Here is a 15,012-nt window from a genome sequence, read left to right as displayed (position 1 = left end):
GACCGCCTCCGGCGGCCACCTCCCTCGTCAGAGGGAGGCAATACGCTACCGCCGTCTGCGGCTGACCGCCAGCGCGATGCCGAATCCGAGGTAGTAGTCGAGCTCGTGGTCCTGCATGTAGCCCTTCACCGTCATGTCATCGCGGTAGGCGGGGTTCTGCGCGAGCGTCGTCACCCGGTAATCGGTCGGCTGATCGGTGGTGAATATCGTCAGCTCGTCGAACGCGGCGTTCGTGTAGACGACTTCCTCGCGCCAGTCGCCGAACAGGTCGCCGTAGAACAGCGGCCGGAACGTGCGCGTGCCGGAGGACTCGTACCCGCCGCGCGAGGCGAGGGCCCCGAACGATTTCGCGTTGAGCCCGGTACCGGAGGCCGTCGTGATGCGCCTGAGCCTGCGCGTGGCCGGGTCCCACTCGTTGAAGGTCATCGAGTTGAGCAGTTCGCGACCGAGGTCGCCGTCCCACAGCACGCCCATGTCGGGCCAGATCGCGCCGTTGACGCCGTCCTGCCGTGGCGCGATGGTCTCGCCGGTGGCCGCGTTCTTGAGTCCGGTGCTGCTCGACCAGACCTCCGCGCCGGGCGCGTCGGGGTCGATGTCGCCGACCATGCCGCGCCCCACGTCCTCGGTGACGCCGTCCCAGTCGCCGGCGTTGGGCTTGCCGTTCGCGCCGTCCTGCCGGTTCTTCAACGCGGCGATGAGGCTGGGCGTGCGCCCGTCGAGATGGCCGACGCCGAAGCGGGCATACATGGGTCCGTCGGCGAGATACGTCTCCGGTACGGGTGCGACGGCCCTCATCGCGCCGGTCTCGCCGTCGATCACGGAGATGGCCTGCCGCGCGTCGCCGTCATCGCCGCCGCGCACAGTGCGGCACCCATCCGCCGCATCCGCGCGGCGACCTCGTGAGTCCTCATCGACCACTCCTTTTCCGTCATCGTTCCGTTGTGCCCCTCAGTCCGGCCTACGGCCGGCCAGCTCCCCCTGAAAGGGGGAGCAAGAGCATGTCGTCCGCTTCTTGCTCCCCACTGAGGGGAAGCAAGAGCGCGTCCCCGTTTCCTTGCTCCCCCTTGAGGGGGAGCTGGCGCGCGAAGCGCGACTGAGGGGGTGGACGTCCGAGCCATTCACGCCGCTTTGCCTACGCTGTGGCGCATGACGAGACGGGCGGGGACGGTGACGGCGGTCCCCGGCACGTCGCCGCCGCAGATGCGGCTCAGCAGCGCGGCCGCCGCATCCGATCCGAGCGCCGCGGCCGGCATGTGGATCGTGGTGAGCGACGGATTGGACAGCGCGGCGAGCTTGTCGTTGTCGAAGCCGATCACCGAGAACCGCTCCGGGCAGTCGTAGCCGCGTTTGCGCATACCAGCGACGAAGCCGAGCGCCATCAGGTCGTTGTAGGCGATGACCGCGCCGGTGGGATTGAGCAGGTATTCGTCGACGAACACGTTGCCGCCGTCCACGGTGGGCGCGCACGGATGGGAGCGTTTGAGCGAGATGTTGCGCGCGTTGCATTCGTCGGAGATCGTGCGCCATTTGACGCCGCCCACCCACGAGGTCGACGGCCCGTCGATGTAGGTGAGCCGATGGTAGCCCATGAGCGCGAAGTACCGTACCGCCTGCTTGACCGCGTCGGCGATGTCGATGACCACGTTGGGCACGCCGCGCACGTTGCGGTTGACGACGACGGTCGGGCACAATTGCGCGCATTTGCGGATCATCACGTCGGGCATGCGCGGCGAGACGAGCAGCACGCCGCGCACGTACGGCAGCACCTCGTCGAAGATGATGCGTTCGCGGGCGACGACCTCGCGCGATTCGCTGACGACCATGCCGAATCCGCGCGACGAGCATTCGTCCTGCACGCTGCGGCAGATCGCGGCGAAGAACGGGTTGGCGAGGTCGGGCACGATCACCGCGACCAGTCCCTTGCCGTTGACGCGGCGACGGCCGGACGCGATCGGATCGGAATGGTAGCCGATCGCGTCGGCGGCGTCCTGGACCTTCCTCGCCGTCTCGGCGCTCACGCGGCCGGGCGCGGCGAACGTGCGCGAGACGGTGGACGGCGAGACGCCGGCGACCTTCGCGACGTCGTATATCGTGACCTTGTCGCTCATCGCGAGACCTCCCTGCCGTCCGTCACGGCGGCGGACGCGACGTCGCGTCCCGCCGTGACGTGATCGGCCATGTCGACGATCACGTAGCGTCGTATCCCCTCCCACGCGACGAACACGCCGATCAGGCCGGCGAGTGAACACCCGAACAGCGGCGGGACGAGCACGGTGAACGGCATGCCGAGGTAGGTGACGGCCACGAGGCCGGCGAGCGCGGCGAGCGTGCCGGCCATCTGGCCGAACCGCATCTGGGTGAGCAGGACCGCGTTCCTCAGCACGGCGGAGACGGGCAGGTCGGTGAACGCGACGAGCGGGAAGACGATCATCATCACCATGACGTCGACGAGCGCGGCGACGAGGCACAGGCCGGCGAGCGCGAAGCCGCCGGGCATGCCGGAACGCGGGTAGAAGAGCATGCCGAACAGCGCGGCGGCGAGCACGCCGAACACGACCGCGCCGCACGCCGTGGAACGTTTCCATTCGCATGCGAACCCGCGCCAGTAGTCGTGGAACGGATAGCAGACGCGACGCTGGACCATGCGCCCGAGGACGTCGCTCATCGCGGTCATCGCGCAGGGGATGGTGACGATCGGCACGCAGGAGAGGATGAACATGACGTTGAGACCGATCAGGCGGCCCCAATGCCACTTGATGACGGCGAAGAACAGGTGGATGCCCTGCGGGTTGGCCTCGCGCTCGGATTCATGGCTCCGACCGTTGTAGAACAGCGAGAACAGGCTCATGGTGGTCAACCGGCTTTCTGGTGGTGGATGGTGTGGATGGTGGTGGATACGCGAAGTGCCGGCCTCCGCCGCCATGGGGAAGGAAGGAGGTAGCAAGTCCATGGCGGCGGGTGCGCGGCGGCGATGCGGGCTGGAGCCGAAGGAGGAGGAAGCGCTCAGCCCTTGAGTCCCGAGGTGCTCACGCCTTCGACCAGATACTTCTGGAAGAAGAGGAAGATGAGCACCGAGGGAAGGATGGAGACGGACGCCATGGCGAACAGGGCGCCGTAGTCGGAGGAGGAGCCGGGGTCGGAGAAGAGCTTGAGCGCGAGGGCCACCGGGTACTTCTCGGTGTCGGACACGTACAGCAGGGCTCCGAGGAAGTCGTCCCAGCGCCACATGAAGGAGAAGATGCAGCCGGTGACGAGCGCCGGGGTGAGCAGCGGGAAAATCACGCGGGCGAAGATGCCGTAGAAGGAGCAGCCGTCGATCTTCGCGGCCTCATCGAGGCTCTTCGGGATGCCGTCGATGAAGTTCATCATCAGGTAGATGAAGAATCCCTGGATGGCGAAGCAGTAGGGCACGATGAGCGGCAGGTAGGAATTCGTCCAATGGAGCTTCTGGTACCACAGGTACTGCGGGACCATGAGCACCTGGGCGGGCAGCATCATCGAGATCATCATCGCGACGAACAGCGTCTTGTTTCCCTTGAACTTGAGGCGGCTCAGCGCGTAGGCGACGATCGCGGAGGAGAACACGGTGCCGATCGTGGCGGTCACGGCGATGAACAGCGAGTTGCCGATGTAGCGGAAGAACGGGATGCCGGGCTCGAATCCGCGGAAGCCGTTGACGTAGTTGTCGAGCGTCCACGTGGTCGGGAACAGCTGGCCGGCGGTGGTGAACACGGTCTTCGTGGGCTTGAAGGAGCTGAACACCATCCATGCGATCGGGTAGAGCATGAGCAGCGCGAACGCGAAGACGAGCACGTGGTAGACGATGCGGCCCGGCTTGACGCGCGGTGCCTTGTGGACGGGGACCGCGGCGGACTTGCGGCCCGGGGTGGTGGGAATCGCTGTGGTCATGATGGATCAGGCCTCCTCGTCGTAGACCCAGAAACGCTTGGTGGCGAACAGGAACAGGGTGAATGCGCCGACCAGGATCAGCATGACCCAGGCCATCGCGGCGCCGTATCCCGCGTGGTAGTTGGTGAAGGATTCGTCGTACATGTGGACCATGTAGAACAGGGTGGAGTTCATCGGCTTGCCCTGCGTGATGATGTAGCACTGGGTGAAGGCCAGGAAGCCGTTGATCATCTGCATGACCAGGTTGAAGAAGATGGTCGGGGTGAGCAGGGGCAGGGTGATCTTCCAGAACTGCGTCCACTTGGAGGCGCCGTCGACGCTGGCGGCCTCGTAGAGTTCGGCGGGGATCTGCTTGAGGGAGGCGAGGAAGATCAGCATCGAGGAGCCGAACTGCCAGACGGCCAGGATGATGAGCGTCCAGATGGCGGTCTTCGTGTTGCCGAGCCACGCGAAGTCGGACTTGACGCCGAACAGGCCGAGCACCTGGTTGATGGTGCCGTCGGAGGCGAACATCTGCTTCCACAGGACGGCGATGGCGACGGAGCCGCCGAGGATGGACGGCAGGTAGTAGGCGGCGCGGTAGAAGCCGGAGGCCTTGGAGTTCCTGAGCAGCAGCATGGCCACGAACAGGGCGAAGATCAGCTTGAGCGGCACGGAGATGAGGGCGAACAGGAAGGTCACGCCGAGGGACTTCCAGAACAGGTCGTCCTGGGTGAACATCTCGATGTAGTTGTCGAAGCCGATCCAGGAGGCCTCGCCGATGATGCTGTAGTCGGTGAACGAGTAGTAGAGCGACAGCACCATCGGGACGATCATGAACATCAGGAAGCCGAAGATGAACGGTGAGGCGCAGACGTATCCGGCGACGCTCTCCTTGTTGAGGAACCGGCGTAGCGCGCCTTCCTTGTGGAACGTCACCCCGGCGGTCTTCCTTGCCTTGTTCGCGTTGCGTGCCGAGACGGGCGCCGCTGCGGTTGCTTGGGACATTGCCATGCCTTTCGGGATATGAAGTGTGGGGACGACGAAAGCCGGACGTCGCTTGCGCGTCAAGCCATGCCCGGCTTTCGTCTGAAGGAGGAGGAGTAGTTGGAAGGAAAGGAGATTCCGTCACCGCCGGTCGTCGATTGTCGGTTGAGTGGAAGGACCGGCGGCGTCATGGTCTGGTGTCGATGGGGCCTCCTTACTTCGCCAGGGCGTCGTTGGCCTCGTCGACCAGCGTCTTGGCGGCTTCGGCGGCGGTGTTCTTCTTGTACAGGACGTTCTCCTCGGCGGTCGGCAGCATCGTGGAGTTGAACTCGGTGGCCTCCTTCGGGGCCGGCGGGTTGATCTTCGAGCTGTTCGGGATGACCTTCTCGTTGAGGAACGCGACGGACTGCTTGTCGGTGTCGGCGAGGCTCGGCTCGAGGGCGTCCATCATCTTGGAGTTGATCGGCAGGCCGCGGTCGGTGGACATGGCCTTCACGGCCTTCTCGTTGTTCGTGTAGAAGTCGATGTACTTGGCGGCCAGCTCCGGGTTCTTGGCGGTCTTGGAGATCGCGAAGAACATGGCGGGCTTGACGTAGTCGGCCTTCTTCACGTTCTTGGCGGGCCAGGTGGCCATGGCCAGCTGGGTGCCGTCGGTGAGCACGGACTGCATCGAGGTGAAGTGGGAGGTGAACTTGAAGGAGCACCAGGAGCGGGCGGCGGGGTCGGAGCCGTAGACCAGCGGGTCCTGCTCGACGGAGCCGGCCTTGATCTGCGCGAAGATCTCCGGGGAGATGTGCCAGCCGTCCTCGATGCCGGTCTGGTAGACGTCGAGGTACTTCTGCACGTCCTTGGCGCCGACGCCGAGCTTGCCGTCGGCGAACAGGGTCTTGCCCTCGCCGCGCAGCTGGTACTCGAGCAGCTCGGAGGCCTCGTAGTAGCGGTAGTTGGTCTTGACGCCGGTCTTCTCGTACACCTGCTTGGAGATGTCGATGAAGTCGTCGATGGTCATGTTGTCCGGGACCTCGATGCCGGCCTTGTCGAGCAGCGTCTTGTTGTAGATGAGCGCCGGGGCGGTGTTGCCGAGACTCAGCGCGTAGGTCTTGCCGTCGATCTTGCCGGCCTCGAGCACGTTCTTGTCGATGTCGTCGGTCTTGATGGTCGTGCCGAGGTAGTCGTCGAGGTCGAGCAGCAGGCCGTTGTCGACGTACTGCTGGAGGTAGGAGTAGTCCATGGCGATCACGTCGGGCATCTGCTTGCCGGCCGCATTGGTGGACAGCTTCTTCCAGTAGTCGTCCCATTCGGAGAACTGTCCGTTGACGGTGACGCCCTTGTTGGCCTGCTCGAACAGCTTGTTGACCTTGGCCTGACGCTCGTTGCGCTGCTGGTTGCCCCACCATGCGACCGTCAGGGTGTTGGCGTCCTTGCCATCGGAGGAGTTGGAACCGCTGCCGCACGCAGCCATGGAGAGCATCGCCGCGCCGGCCGCGACCGCTGCGATGATTGTCTTGCCGAACTTCATTACTGCAACCTTTCTTGATGTGCCGTAGGTTGATCGTCCTCGACCACCGGCCCGAGTATGTATGTGATTGGAAACCATCATCACCGATGTCTTCCGTGACATGAATCACTATAGCAAATATTTCCAAAGACACGCAACAGTTTCCACTTGTTTCCGCAAATAGTTTCCATAACGGTTGCCGGAACATAGGAAAGCCCCCGTTCCATAAGGAACGGGGCCTTTCGGGCGTTGTGGGCGGTCCCCCTCGGTCCGGCCGCGGCCGGCCAGTTCCCTTGCTTCCCCTGAAGGGGACGTGGGGGAAACAAGCCCTCCGCTCCCCTTCAGGGGAAGCCGTCGTGCGAAGCGCGACTGAGGGGGTTCACTCCGCCGCATAGACCTCCGTATCGTCCTCCTCATCGTCCTCCGCGGACTTGGGCGCGACGCCGGTGGACTCCCTCGTGACGAGAATCTCGGGCACGAGTTCCACCTGCGGCTCCCCGGCCGCTGCCGCATCCTCGGGGAACGCGGCGGATTCGATCTTGTTGATGAGCATCTGCATGGCGAGCGCGCCCATGCGTTCCTGGCGCACGTCGATCGTCGTGAGCTGCGGGCGCACGACGCGCGAGAGCACGGAATCGTCGACGCCGATCACGCTCACCTCGCCGGGGATGTCGACGCCACGCTCGGCAAGGCGTCCGATGAGCCCGGTGGCGACGAGATCGTTGAACGCGACGACGCCGGTGACGCCGGGTTCGAGCAGTAGGGCGTCGCCCGCGTTGACGCCGCCAGCGTAGGTCGGTTCGAACGGTCCGATGACGATGCAGTCCATCCCGTAGGACTTGGCGGCGTCGATGCAGGTCCGGCAGCGCACCTGGTTGGCGTAGGAGCTGCCCGTGCCGGAGATGTAGGCGATGTGTCTGTGCCCGAGGGAGGCGAGGTGGCGCACGGCCTGGAGGATGCCGGACGCGTCGTCGATGCCGACGGTGGAGAAGCCCTCGACCTGACGGTTGGTGAACACGGTGGTGGTCGGATCGCAGTAGCGTTTCAGTTCGGCGTCGCTCAGCCGCGGGGAGACGAGGATCTGGCCTTCGGAGGCGCCGATCACGCTCTGCAGCGTGTCGACGCGGTCGCCGGAGGCGTCCAGGTCGGCGACGAACAGGCGGTATTTCGCGTTCTGCGCGACGGAGAACAGCCCCTTGAAGATGTCGGTGAAGTAGAAGTTGCCGATGCCGGAGACGATGACGCCGAGGTTGCCGCGCGCGCCGCCGTCGGCGGGTTCGCGCGCGGGCGCGACGGACGCCGCCGACGTGCCGCGGTAGCCCATCTGGCGTGCGATCCGCATGATGCGCTCACGCGTCTCCGCCTTGACATTGCCGCCGTTCAGCGCGCGGGACACCGTCGATGCCGCGACGCCAGCGGCCTTCGCCACATCGGTGATGGTCGCTTCCGCCATGATGATTGACCTCCTGCATGGAAACACTTCGTCGTGGTTTCCATGCTACACGTTGTTTGCCAAAAGAATTGCATCGTTTTGCGCAACATGAGACGGCCGCATCGCCTAACCCGCCCCCCCCTCAGTCCGGCCCTTGGCCGGCCAGCTCCCCTTGAAGGGGGTGCAAAGGGATAACGAGCTATTCTTTGCGCCCCCTTTCAGGGGGAGCTGTCGGCGAAGCCGACTGAGGGGGGCCGCCCGGCTCAGCCGATGAGCGAGAGCACGTAGTCCTTCACGTCGCCGTCTTCGGCGTTGGCGGTGAAGTACTCCTTGAACCGCTCCCCCGCGAACGCGCCCTTGACGAGCTCCGGGTCGAGGTCCCTGTAGATGTCGACGAGCGGGCGGTAGGCGGCGGCGCGCACGCCGTCGAGGATCCTCTTGTTGCGCTGTTCGGGCACGACGCGCTCCTTCGGGTAGCCGGTCCCCGGCTCCTCGATCCACAGCTTCTCGAAGATGTATTCGAGGTTGAGCTCCTGTCCCCAGCCGTTCTTGAGCGCGAACGGGATGGCGATGGCGTTGCCGTCGTTGATCTGGGAGAACGTGTACGCGTCGAGCGGGTCCTCGACGTGTCCGCAGATCACGCCGGGGAAGCTGTTGAGGGCGAGCATCGCGCCTTCGCCGGTGCCGCAGCCGGTGACGACGTAGTCGGCGGCCTTCGTGTTGAGGAGGGCGGCGGCGAGGATGCCGTTCTGCACGTAGGTGAGCTGCGCGGCGTCGTCGGCCGCGTACATGCCGTAGTTGAACACCTCGTGCCCGTGCGTGGCGGCGACCTTCGCGAGCGCCTGTTCGATGACGCCGTTCTTGGCCGCCTGCGAATTCTCGTTGATCAGTGCGATCTTCATATGCATGGACTCCTTTCACTGAGGTTGCTTGCCGATGTAGGCCAGGATGCCGCCGTCGACGTAGAGGACGTGGCCGTTGACGAAGTCGGAGGCGTCGGAGGCGAGGAAGATGGCGGGGCCCTGGAGATCCTCGGGGGTGCCCCAGCGGGCGGCGGGCGTCTTGGCGACGATGAACGCGTCGAAGGGGTGGCGGGAGCCGTCGGGCTGGCGTTCGCGCAGCGGGGCGGTCTGCGGGGTGGCGATGTAGCCGGGGCCGATGGCGTTGCACTGGATGTTGGCTTCGCCGTATTCGGAGCAGATGTTGCGGGTGAGCATCTTCAGTCCGCCCTTGGCGGCGGCGTAGGCGGAGACGGTCTCGCGGCCGAGTTCGCTCATCATCGAGCAGATGTTGATAATCTTGCCGTGGCCCTTCCTGATCATGCCGGGGATGACGGCTTTGGAGACGATGAACGGGCCGTTGAGGTCGACGTCGATGACCTGGCGGAAGTCGGCGGCGGACATCTCGAGCATGGGGATGCGCTTGATGATGCCGGCGTTGTTGACGAGGATGTCGATGGTGCCGAGGTCCTTCTCGATGTTCTCGACGAGGCCGGCGACGGCCTGTTCGTCGGTGACGTCGGCGACGTAGCCGTGGGCGTCGATGCCGGCCTCCTTGTAGGAGGCGAGGCCACGGTCGACGGCCTCCTGGTTGCGGTCGTTGAAGGCGATCTTCGCGCCGGCGGCGGCGAATGCGGTGGCGATGGCGAAGCCGATGCCGTAGCTGGCGCCGGTGACGAGCGCGACCTTGCCTTCGAGCGAGAACTTGCTCATGTCGTAACCCATGATGGTCCTTTCCGAGGTTCCCCTCTTCCCGATGGGTGGTGTGGTTGGTTGATGTGTGGTTGGTTGTATGGTCGGTGGTCGACGCCCGTCAGCAGTAGGAGACGAGCATCTCGGTGAACGCGAGGATGGTGAGCGACTGCCCGTAGGGCATCGGCGAGATGTCGATGCCGCGGTAGTAGTCGAGGTCCGTTCCCATGCCGGTACCGACGGAGACGCCGGCGACCGATCCGTGTTCGTCGATCCGGTCGAGCAGGCCCGCGACGGCGCGGTACGCGACGTCGAGGTATCGCTCGTCGAGATGTCCCTGGTGCACGGCCTTGAGGATGCCGTAGGCGATGCCCGCGGTGCCGGAGGATTCGAGGTAGGAGGTCTCGTCGTCGATGAGCGTGTGCCACAGGCCGCCGTCGCTCTGGTGCGCGGCGAGCGCGTCGACCTGCGCCCGGAGCACGGCGACGAGCCAGCGGTAGAGCGCGTCGCCTTCCTTGAGTCCGAGGATGCCGATGATCTCGGGGATCGCGATGGTGGCCCAGCAGTTGCCGCGCGCCCAGTGGGCGCCGACGAAGTTGTGCCGCCCGTCGAAGGTCCAGCCGTGGAACCACAGTCCGGTGGCGCCGTCCATCAGGTACTTGATGTGGATCTGGAACTGGTATTTCGCCTCTTCGACGTAGCGGGCGACGCCGAGCAGCCGGCCGATCTTGGCGAGCGGGAGCACGGTCATGACGAGCGTGTCGGCCCACAGCTGATTGTGGTGGGGTTCTCCGAGCGTGATGTGCTGCATGCCGTCCAGGTCGGTGCGGGGCATGCTCTCGTACGCCCAACGCGCCCATTGCTCGAGGTAGGGGCGGAATCGGCTGTCGCCGGTGCGTTCGTACAGGTAGGCCATGGTGAGCAGCGGGCACATCGTGTTGACGTTCTTGTCCGGGCTGTCTTCGGCGAGCCGGTCGTCGAACCATGCGGTGACGGCCTTGAGCGCCTTGGCGCTGCCGGTCACCTCGTAGTTGCGGTACAGCCCGTACAGTCCGATGCCCTGCGGCCAGTTCCATACGTTCCAGCTTTTGTCGTCGATGACGACGTCGCCGACCTTCCACAGCCCCTCGCCATCGTCGGACGCGATGGAGACGAGGTTGTCCGTCATGGCGTCGATCGATCGCAGCAGCCGTTCCCTGGTGACCGGCATCTGTGGTGGTTCCATGGATCCTCGTTTCTGGTGGATGGTTGCGCCGGGACCGATCTGCGGTGACCGTCCGGCGGGAAAGCGATGGAGATTGGAGGTTTTCGCTTTCATGGAATACTGTACAACATTTCCAGCAAACATGGAAATCAGTTTCCAGCGTGTTGCATAATTTCCATCACACGCCCTGATACCGTGTGATGGCGCGCGTGATCGCCTCGCCCTTGGTCTCCTCGGTGATGACCGGCAGATACGGCCGGTACCGCTCGACGACGGCGAGCGCGTCGGCGATGCGCATCACGCCCTCGCCGATGTTCACCATGTCGAGTTCCAGCCGTCCGGGCACCGGGCGGAAATCCTTGAGGTGCATGGCGACGATGTGGTCGCCGAAACGGGAGAACGCCTCCTCGATCACGTCGATCTGGCTGTCGTACGTCTCGCCGTCGATGAGCACGGACGGGTCGAGCACGATGCCCATCCATGGCGAGTCGATGTCGCGGATCAGCCGTTCGATCGTGGCGAGGTCGTGGATCGGGTGGTTGCGTCCCGGTTCGATGCCGACGAGCGTCGAGTACCGCTCGCCCGCCGCGACGAGCCGGCGGATCACGCCGACCGTGTCGAGGTAGACATCCTCGGTGAAGTTGCGTTCGGTGTATACGCCGAGCGTCTTGAGCACGGATCCGGTTTCGCTGGCGACCATCGGCGCGCCGAAGTACTTCGCGTGGCGCAGGTACGCCTCGAACTTCTCGAGCAGCGCCTCGCGCGTGGCGGGATCCGGGTGAATCATGTTGATGTAGCAGCTGAGCACGGCGATCTGCACGCCCTGCCCGGCGAGCACGCGGCGGAAGTACGTGCCCATGCCCGGATTGATCTCCTTCGCCCCGGACTTCAGGTCCGGGAAGAGCGCGTTGAGCGCGAACTGCACGTTGTGCGCGCCTGTGGCCGCGATGCCGCGCGCCAGGTCCTCGGGTGTGCCGTCGAACGGCACGTCATGGCCGCGGACTCCGAAATCGATCATCGTATCGTCTCCTCTCACTGCTAGGCGCGGGCGGCGGCGACGGCCTCGCGCGCGGCGCGGCACGCCTGCGCGACGGCCGCCCAGTCGCCGACCTTCTGCGCGGCGGACGGCACCGGGAAGCTGCCGCCGACGGCGAACACGTTCTTCAATGCCGCGTAGTCGGCCACGTTCGTGAGGTTCACGCCGCCGGTGGGCAGGAACTTCATCTCGGCGAACGGGCCGGCGAGCGCCTTGAGCGTCTTCACGCCGCCGTACGCCTCGGCCGGGAAGAACTTCGCATAACGCAGGCCGCGGTCGTACACCTTCTCGATGTCGGAGGGGACGGCGGTGCCGGGCAGGACGAGCACGTCGCTGTCGAGGCACCAGTCGACGACGCGCTCGTCGAAGGACGGGGTGACGATGCCGATGCAGCCGGCGGCGACGGCCTGGCGCGCCTGCTCGACGCTGTGCACGGTGCCGGCGATGAGCATGACTTCGGGCACGTAGTCGTGGATGCGGGCCATGCCTGCGAGGGCGGCTTCGGAACGGAACGTGACCTCGGCGATCGGCACGCCGCCGTCGGCGAGGGCGTGGGCGAGCGGGATGGCCTCGTCCGCGTCGTTCAGGGTGACGAGCGGGACGACGCCGAGGCGTTCCATCGTGCCGATGGTGGCCTGCTTGTCGGACAGGGTGGTGAGGGTGGGTTCGAGGATCGCGGTGCTCATGGTTGGCTCCTTTGCTGGAAGATGCGGGATGGTGATCGGTTTTCGATGATTGCGGTTCGTATGGGTGGATGATGGACGGCGGGCGGGCGCGTGCGCGCCCGTCACGCGAGGACGGTCTCGCGCAGCGGCGCGCGGTCGTGCAGCATCATGAATTCGTCGAGCTCGGTGATGGTGGGCAGCCCCTCGTTGTCGGAGACGACCTGCGTCTGCATCGCGCCGACCGCGCAGGCGCGTTCCATCGCGGTGGCGATGGTGTGGCCTTCGAGCAGGGCGGAGAGGAGTCCCGCGGCGAAGCCGTCGCCTGCGCCGACCGTGTCGACCACGTGGTCGACGACGAAGCCGGGCACGTAGACGCCGTCCGTGCCGTCGGTCGCGTAGGCGCCGCGCGGGCCGTCCTTGACGACGACGCAGCGCGCGCCGTTGTCGATGAACGCCTTGCCGATCGATTCGACGTCGTCGACGCCGAACAGTTCGCGTCCTTCGCCGATGCCGGGCAGGACGAGGTCGGATTGCGCGGCGAGCCGGCGCAGCGTGGACTTCATCACGGTCTCGCTCATCCACAATGCGGGGCGCAGGTTCGGGTCGAAGGACAGGAACAGGTTGTGGCGCCTGGCGTAGACGACGAGCGCTTCGGCGGCGTCCATCGTCGACGGGGAGAGCGGCGGCAGGATGCCGGTCAGGTGGACCACGGAGAGTCCTGTCGGATCGATCTTGTTGACGTCGCCGCCGCTGAGCGTGGATGCGGCGGATCCCTTGCGGTAGTAATAGGTCTTCGGGTCGCCCGCATGTTCGCGCGTCTTCATCATGAAGCCGGTGTGACGGTCGGGATCGACGCCCAGCAGGGAGGTGTCGAGTTTCTCTGCCTCCATGAGCAGACGGATGCGGGTGCCGAGCGGATCGTCGCCCACGCGGGTCAGATAGCGCGGGTTCTGGCCGAGCCGCTTGAGGCCGATGGCCACGTTGAGCTCGGCACCGGCCACGGAGGCCTGGAACATGCCGACGCTGCTGCATGGGCCCTCCTGCCCTGCGGTGAACAGTCCCATCGCCTCGCCGGCGAGGAGCACGCCGCCTGGTCGTATGCCCGGAACACGGAAATCATTGCCGTTCTCCATCGCACACCTCGTTTCCTGATTGGTCGTCGTTATGGTTATGGTCGTCGTCGTTGGCGGGTCCCGACCGCTTCGTCCGGGACCTTCGTCGTCGTTGTGGTTTCAGGGTATGAGCGCTCGGCCGATCCGCGGAATAAGTTGCCATCCGTTTCACCCGGCACGCCGTCGGTTCCATCAGGTCGCGAGCGTGCGACCCGCCCCAGCCCAGCAATCGCAACGCCTCCCGAGGGATCAAGGACGATTGCGCCCCGATGCAACCCGCCCTGCAATCCCCACCGCAAATCCTGCAAACCGCTCCGCTCTCCGCTCTCTCCGATGGAGCGGCTCACGCATGCAATCGTTTGCGGATTTTTTCTTGTGCGGACATATTTTGTGTGAGCGCTCCCAGTCATCACAAGGCAACAAAACATGCCACCATGCGGACAGAACATGCGTTTCCCATCCCCGTAACGTCACCCACAAACGCTATGATTTCCAGTGTCTACAACGTTAGTACCCAGTCAAAGGAGAGCACATGACCACGCTGGCCATCGATATCGGAGGAACCAAGATCGCGGGTGCCGTTTGCGATGAAAACGATAGCATCATCCAGCGTTGGCGCGTGCCCACACCAATGGACGCCGACGCCATCAACCAGCACATCGCCGAGATCTACCACGAGGCCGTCGCCGCCGGACACACCGATATCCAGGCGATCGGCATCTCCGCGGCCGGCAACGTCGCCGCGGACCGCAAGACCCTGACCTTCGCGGCCAACATCCCCGCGTGGATCGACTACAACCTGTCCGAGCATGTCGGCGCGCTCATCGACCACGCCGTGCCGGTCGTCGTCGAGAACGACGCGAACTGCGCCGGCTGGGGCGAATACGTGCACGGTGCCGGCCAGGGGCACCGCAACATGGTGGCGCTCACCGTCGGCACCGGCCTCGGCGGCGCGATCGTCATCAACGGCGACCTGTACCGCGGCTCGTTCGGCATGGCCGCCGAGCTCGGCCACCTGCCGATGGTCCCGGACGGCGACCACTGCGGCTGCGGCCTGCGCGGCTGCGCCGAGCGCTACACCTCCGGTACCTCGCTCGAGAACTTCGCCAAGTCGGCCGTGCGCCGCCGTCCGCAGGACGGCAAGCGCCTGATGGAACTGTGCGGCGGCGACATCACGAAGCTGGAGGGCCCGATGGTCTCCCAGGCCGCGCAGGAGGGCGACGAGCTCGGTCTGTACGCGTTCGGCAAGATCGGCGAATGGCTGGGCCGCACGATGGCCGCCGTCGCCGCCGTGCTCGACCCGGACATCTTCGTGATCGGCGGCGGCGTGGTGGCCGTCGGCGACATCCTGCTTGAACCGGCCCGTTACAACTACGCGCGTTTCCTCGAAGGCAGCGCCTACCGCAGCCACGCGAAGATCGTCGCCGCCACCGCCGGCCAGGACGCCGGCCTCATCGGCGCCGCCAACCTCGCCCTGCGGTAAGCAGATTCCCATGGTG

14 protein-coding genes are annotated in these 15,012 nt (G+C 65.4%); 1 reads left to right on the top strand and 13 read right to left on the bottom strand.

Annotation, left to right across the window (positions count from 1 at the left end; all coding sequences use genetic code 11):
• Positions 1–45: 45 nt before the first annotated feature.
• The 13 genes from AC1AYN_RS00490 to AC1AYN_RS00430 all read right to left on the bottom strand — a co-directional run bounded on the left by AC1AYN_RS00490 (position 46) and on the right by AC1AYN_RS00430 (position 13,534).
• Complete coding sequence (locus AC1AYN_RS00490) at positions 46–918, bottom strand: rhamnogalacturonan lyase family protein (protein ID WP_476531423.1); 873 nt, start codon at positions 916–918, stop codon at positions 46–48.
• A 200-nt stretch (positions 919–1,118) separates the two neighbouring features.
• Positions 1,119–2,108, bottom strand: a complete 990-nt coding sequence (locus tag AC1AYN_RS00485) for a LacI family DNA-binding transcriptional regulator (RefSeq protein WP_476502519.1) — start codon at positions 2,106–2,108, stop codon at positions 1,119–1,121.
• The gene (locus tag AC1AYN_RS00480) at positions 2,105–2,848 is read right to left on the bottom strand and encodes a DUF624 domain-containing protein (protein WP_476532287.1); all 744 of its coding nucleotides are present in this window, start codon (positions 2,846–2,848) and stop codon (positions 2,105–2,107) included. The genes AC1AYN_RS00485 and AC1AYN_RS00480 overlap by 4 nt, the downstream gene beginning before the upstream one ends.
• Positions 2,849–3,003: 155 nt before the next feature.
• The gene (locus AC1AYN_RS00475) at positions 3,004–3,909 is read right to left on the bottom strand and encodes a carbohydrate ABC transporter permease (RefSeq protein ID WP_476531421.1); all 906 of its coding nucleotides are present in this window, start codon (positions 3,907–3,909) and stop codon (positions 3,004–3,006) included.
• Positions 3,910–3,915: 6 nt separating this feature from the next.
• A complete protein-coding gene (locus AC1AYN_RS00470; RefSeq protein ID WP_476502521.1) occupies positions 3,916–4,896 on the bottom strand; it encodes a carbohydrate ABC transporter permease in 981 nt (326 codons plus the stop codon).
• A gap of 193 nt (positions 4,897–5,089) precedes the next feature.
• A complete protein-coding gene (locus AC1AYN_RS00465) occupies positions 5,090–6,394 on the bottom strand; it encodes an ABC transporter substrate-binding protein (RefSeq protein ID WP_476531419.1) in 1,305 nt (434 codons plus the stop codon).
• Between the two features lie 358 nt (positions 6,395–6,752).
• Positions 6,753–7,826 (bottom strand): LacI family DNA-binding transcriptional regulator, encoded by a 1,074-nt coding sequence (locus AC1AYN_RS00460; RefSeq protein ID WP_476502523.1) that lies wholly within the window; start codon positions 7,824–7,826, stop codon positions 6,753–6,755.
• Between the two features lie 242 nt (positions 7,827–8,068).
• Positions 8,069–8,707, bottom strand: a complete 639-nt coding sequence (locus AC1AYN_RS00455; protein WP_476531417.1) for an RpiB/LacA/LacB family sugar-phosphate isomerase — start codon at positions 8,705–8,707, stop codon at positions 8,069–8,071.
• Between the two features lie 15 nt (positions 8,708–8,722).
• Positions 8,723–9,529, bottom strand: coding sequence for a gluconate 5-dehydrogenase (locus AC1AYN_RS00450; protein ID WP_476531415.1), 807 nt, complete (start codon positions 9,527–9,529; stop codon positions 8,723–8,725).
• 88 nt (positions 9,530–9,617) lie between these two features.
• On the bottom strand, positions 9,618–10,721 hold the full coding sequence (gene bglB, locus AC1AYN_RS00445; protein WP_476531413.1) for a beta-galactosidase BglB: 1,104 nt from the start codon (positions 10,719–10,721) through the stop codon (positions 9,618–9,620).
• A gap of 157 nt (positions 10,722–10,878) precedes the next feature.
• Complete coding sequence (locus AC1AYN_RS00440) at positions 10,879–11,718, bottom strand: sugar phosphate isomerase/epimerase family protein (protein ID WP_476531411.1); 840 nt, start codon at positions 11,716–11,718, stop codon at positions 10,879–10,881.
• 20 nt (positions 11,719–11,738) lie between these two features.
• Positions 11,739–12,422, bottom strand: a complete 684-nt coding sequence (gene eda, locus AC1AYN_RS00435; protein ID WP_476531409.1) for a bifunctional 4-hydroxy-2-oxoglutarate aldolase/2-dehydro-3-deoxy-phosphogluconate aldolase — start codon at positions 12,420–12,422, stop codon at positions 11,739–11,741.
• Positions 12,423–12,523: 101 nt separating this feature from the next.
• Positions 12,524–13,534, bottom strand: a complete 1,011-nt coding sequence (locus AC1AYN_RS00430; protein ID WP_476531407.1) for a sugar kinase — start codon at positions 13,532–13,534, stop codon at positions 12,524–12,526.
• A gap of 511 nt (positions 13,535–14,045) precedes the next feature.
• Here AC1AYN_RS00430 and AC1AYN_RS00425 point away from each other — a divergent pair.
• On the top strand, positions 14,046–14,996 hold the full coding sequence (locus AC1AYN_RS00425; protein ID WP_476531406.1) for an ROK family glucokinase: 951 nt from the start codon (positions 14,046–14,048) through the stop codon (positions 14,994–14,996).
• Positions 14,997–15,012: the final 16 nt, after the last annotated feature.

It is taken from the genome of Bifidobacterium sp. LH_413, assembly GCF_056357015.1.
The sequence above is the reverse complement of the archived record's forward strand: the minus strand, read 5'-3'. Positions and strand labels throughout refer to the sequence as shown.

What these genes read in the sequence shown, in the direction of transcription:
- AC1AYN_RS00430 (WP_476531407.1), bottom strand. Translation starts at nt 13,534, where the DNA reads ATGGAGAACGGCAATGATTTCCGTGTTCCGGGCATACGACCAGGCGGC.
- eda (WP_476531409.1), bottom strand. Translation starts at nt 12,422, where the DNA reads ATGAGCACCGCGATCCTCGAACCCACCCTCACCACCCTGTCCGACAAG.
- AC1AYN_RS00455 (WP_476531417.1), bottom strand. Translation starts at nt 8,707, where the DNA reads ATGAAGATCGCACTGATCAACGAGAATTCGCAGGCGGCCAAGAACGGC.
- AC1AYN_RS00485 (WP_476502519.1), bottom strand. Translation starts at nt 2,108, where the DNA reads ATGAGCGACAAGGTCACGATATACGACGTCGCGAAGGTCGCCGGCGTC.
- AC1AYN_RS00460 (WP_476502523.1), bottom strand. Translation starts at nt 7,826, where the DNA reads ATGGCGGAAGCGACCATCACCGATGTGGCGAAGGCCGCTGGCGTCGCG.
- AC1AYN_RS00480 (WP_476532287.1), bottom strand. Translation starts at nt 2,848, where the DNA reads ATGAGCCTGTTCTCGCTGTTCTACAACGGTCGGAGCCATGAATCCGAG.
- AC1AYN_RS00425 (WP_476531406.1), top strand. Translation starts at nt 14,046, where the DNA reads ATGACCACGCTGGCCATCGATATCGGAGGAACCAAGATCGCGGGTGCC.
- bglB (WP_476531413.1), bottom strand. Translation starts at nt 10,721, where the DNA reads ATGGAACCACCACAGATGCCGGTCACCAGGGAACGGCTGCTGCGATCG.
- AC1AYN_RS00465 (WP_476531419.1), bottom strand. Translation starts at nt 6,394, where the DNA reads ATGAAGTTCGGCAAGACAATCATCGCAGCGGTCGCGGCCGGCGCGGCG.
- AC1AYN_RS00475 (WP_476531421.1), bottom strand. Translation starts at nt 3,909, where the DNA reads ATGACCACAGCGATTCCCACCACCCCGGGCCGCAAGTCCGCCGCGGTC.
- AC1AYN_RS00450 (WP_476531415.1), bottom strand. Translation starts at nt 9,529, where the DNA reads ATGGGTTACGACATGAGCAAGTTCTCGCTCGAAGGCAAGGTCGCGCTC.
- AC1AYN_RS00470 (WP_476502521.1), bottom strand. Translation starts at nt 4,896, where the DNA reads ATGTCCCAAGCAACCGCAGCGGCGCCCGTCTCGGCACGCAACGCGAAC.
- AC1AYN_RS00440 (WP_476531411.1), bottom strand. Translation starts at nt 11,718, where the DNA reads ATGATCGATTTCGGAGTCCGCGGCCATGACGTGCCGTTCGACGGCACA.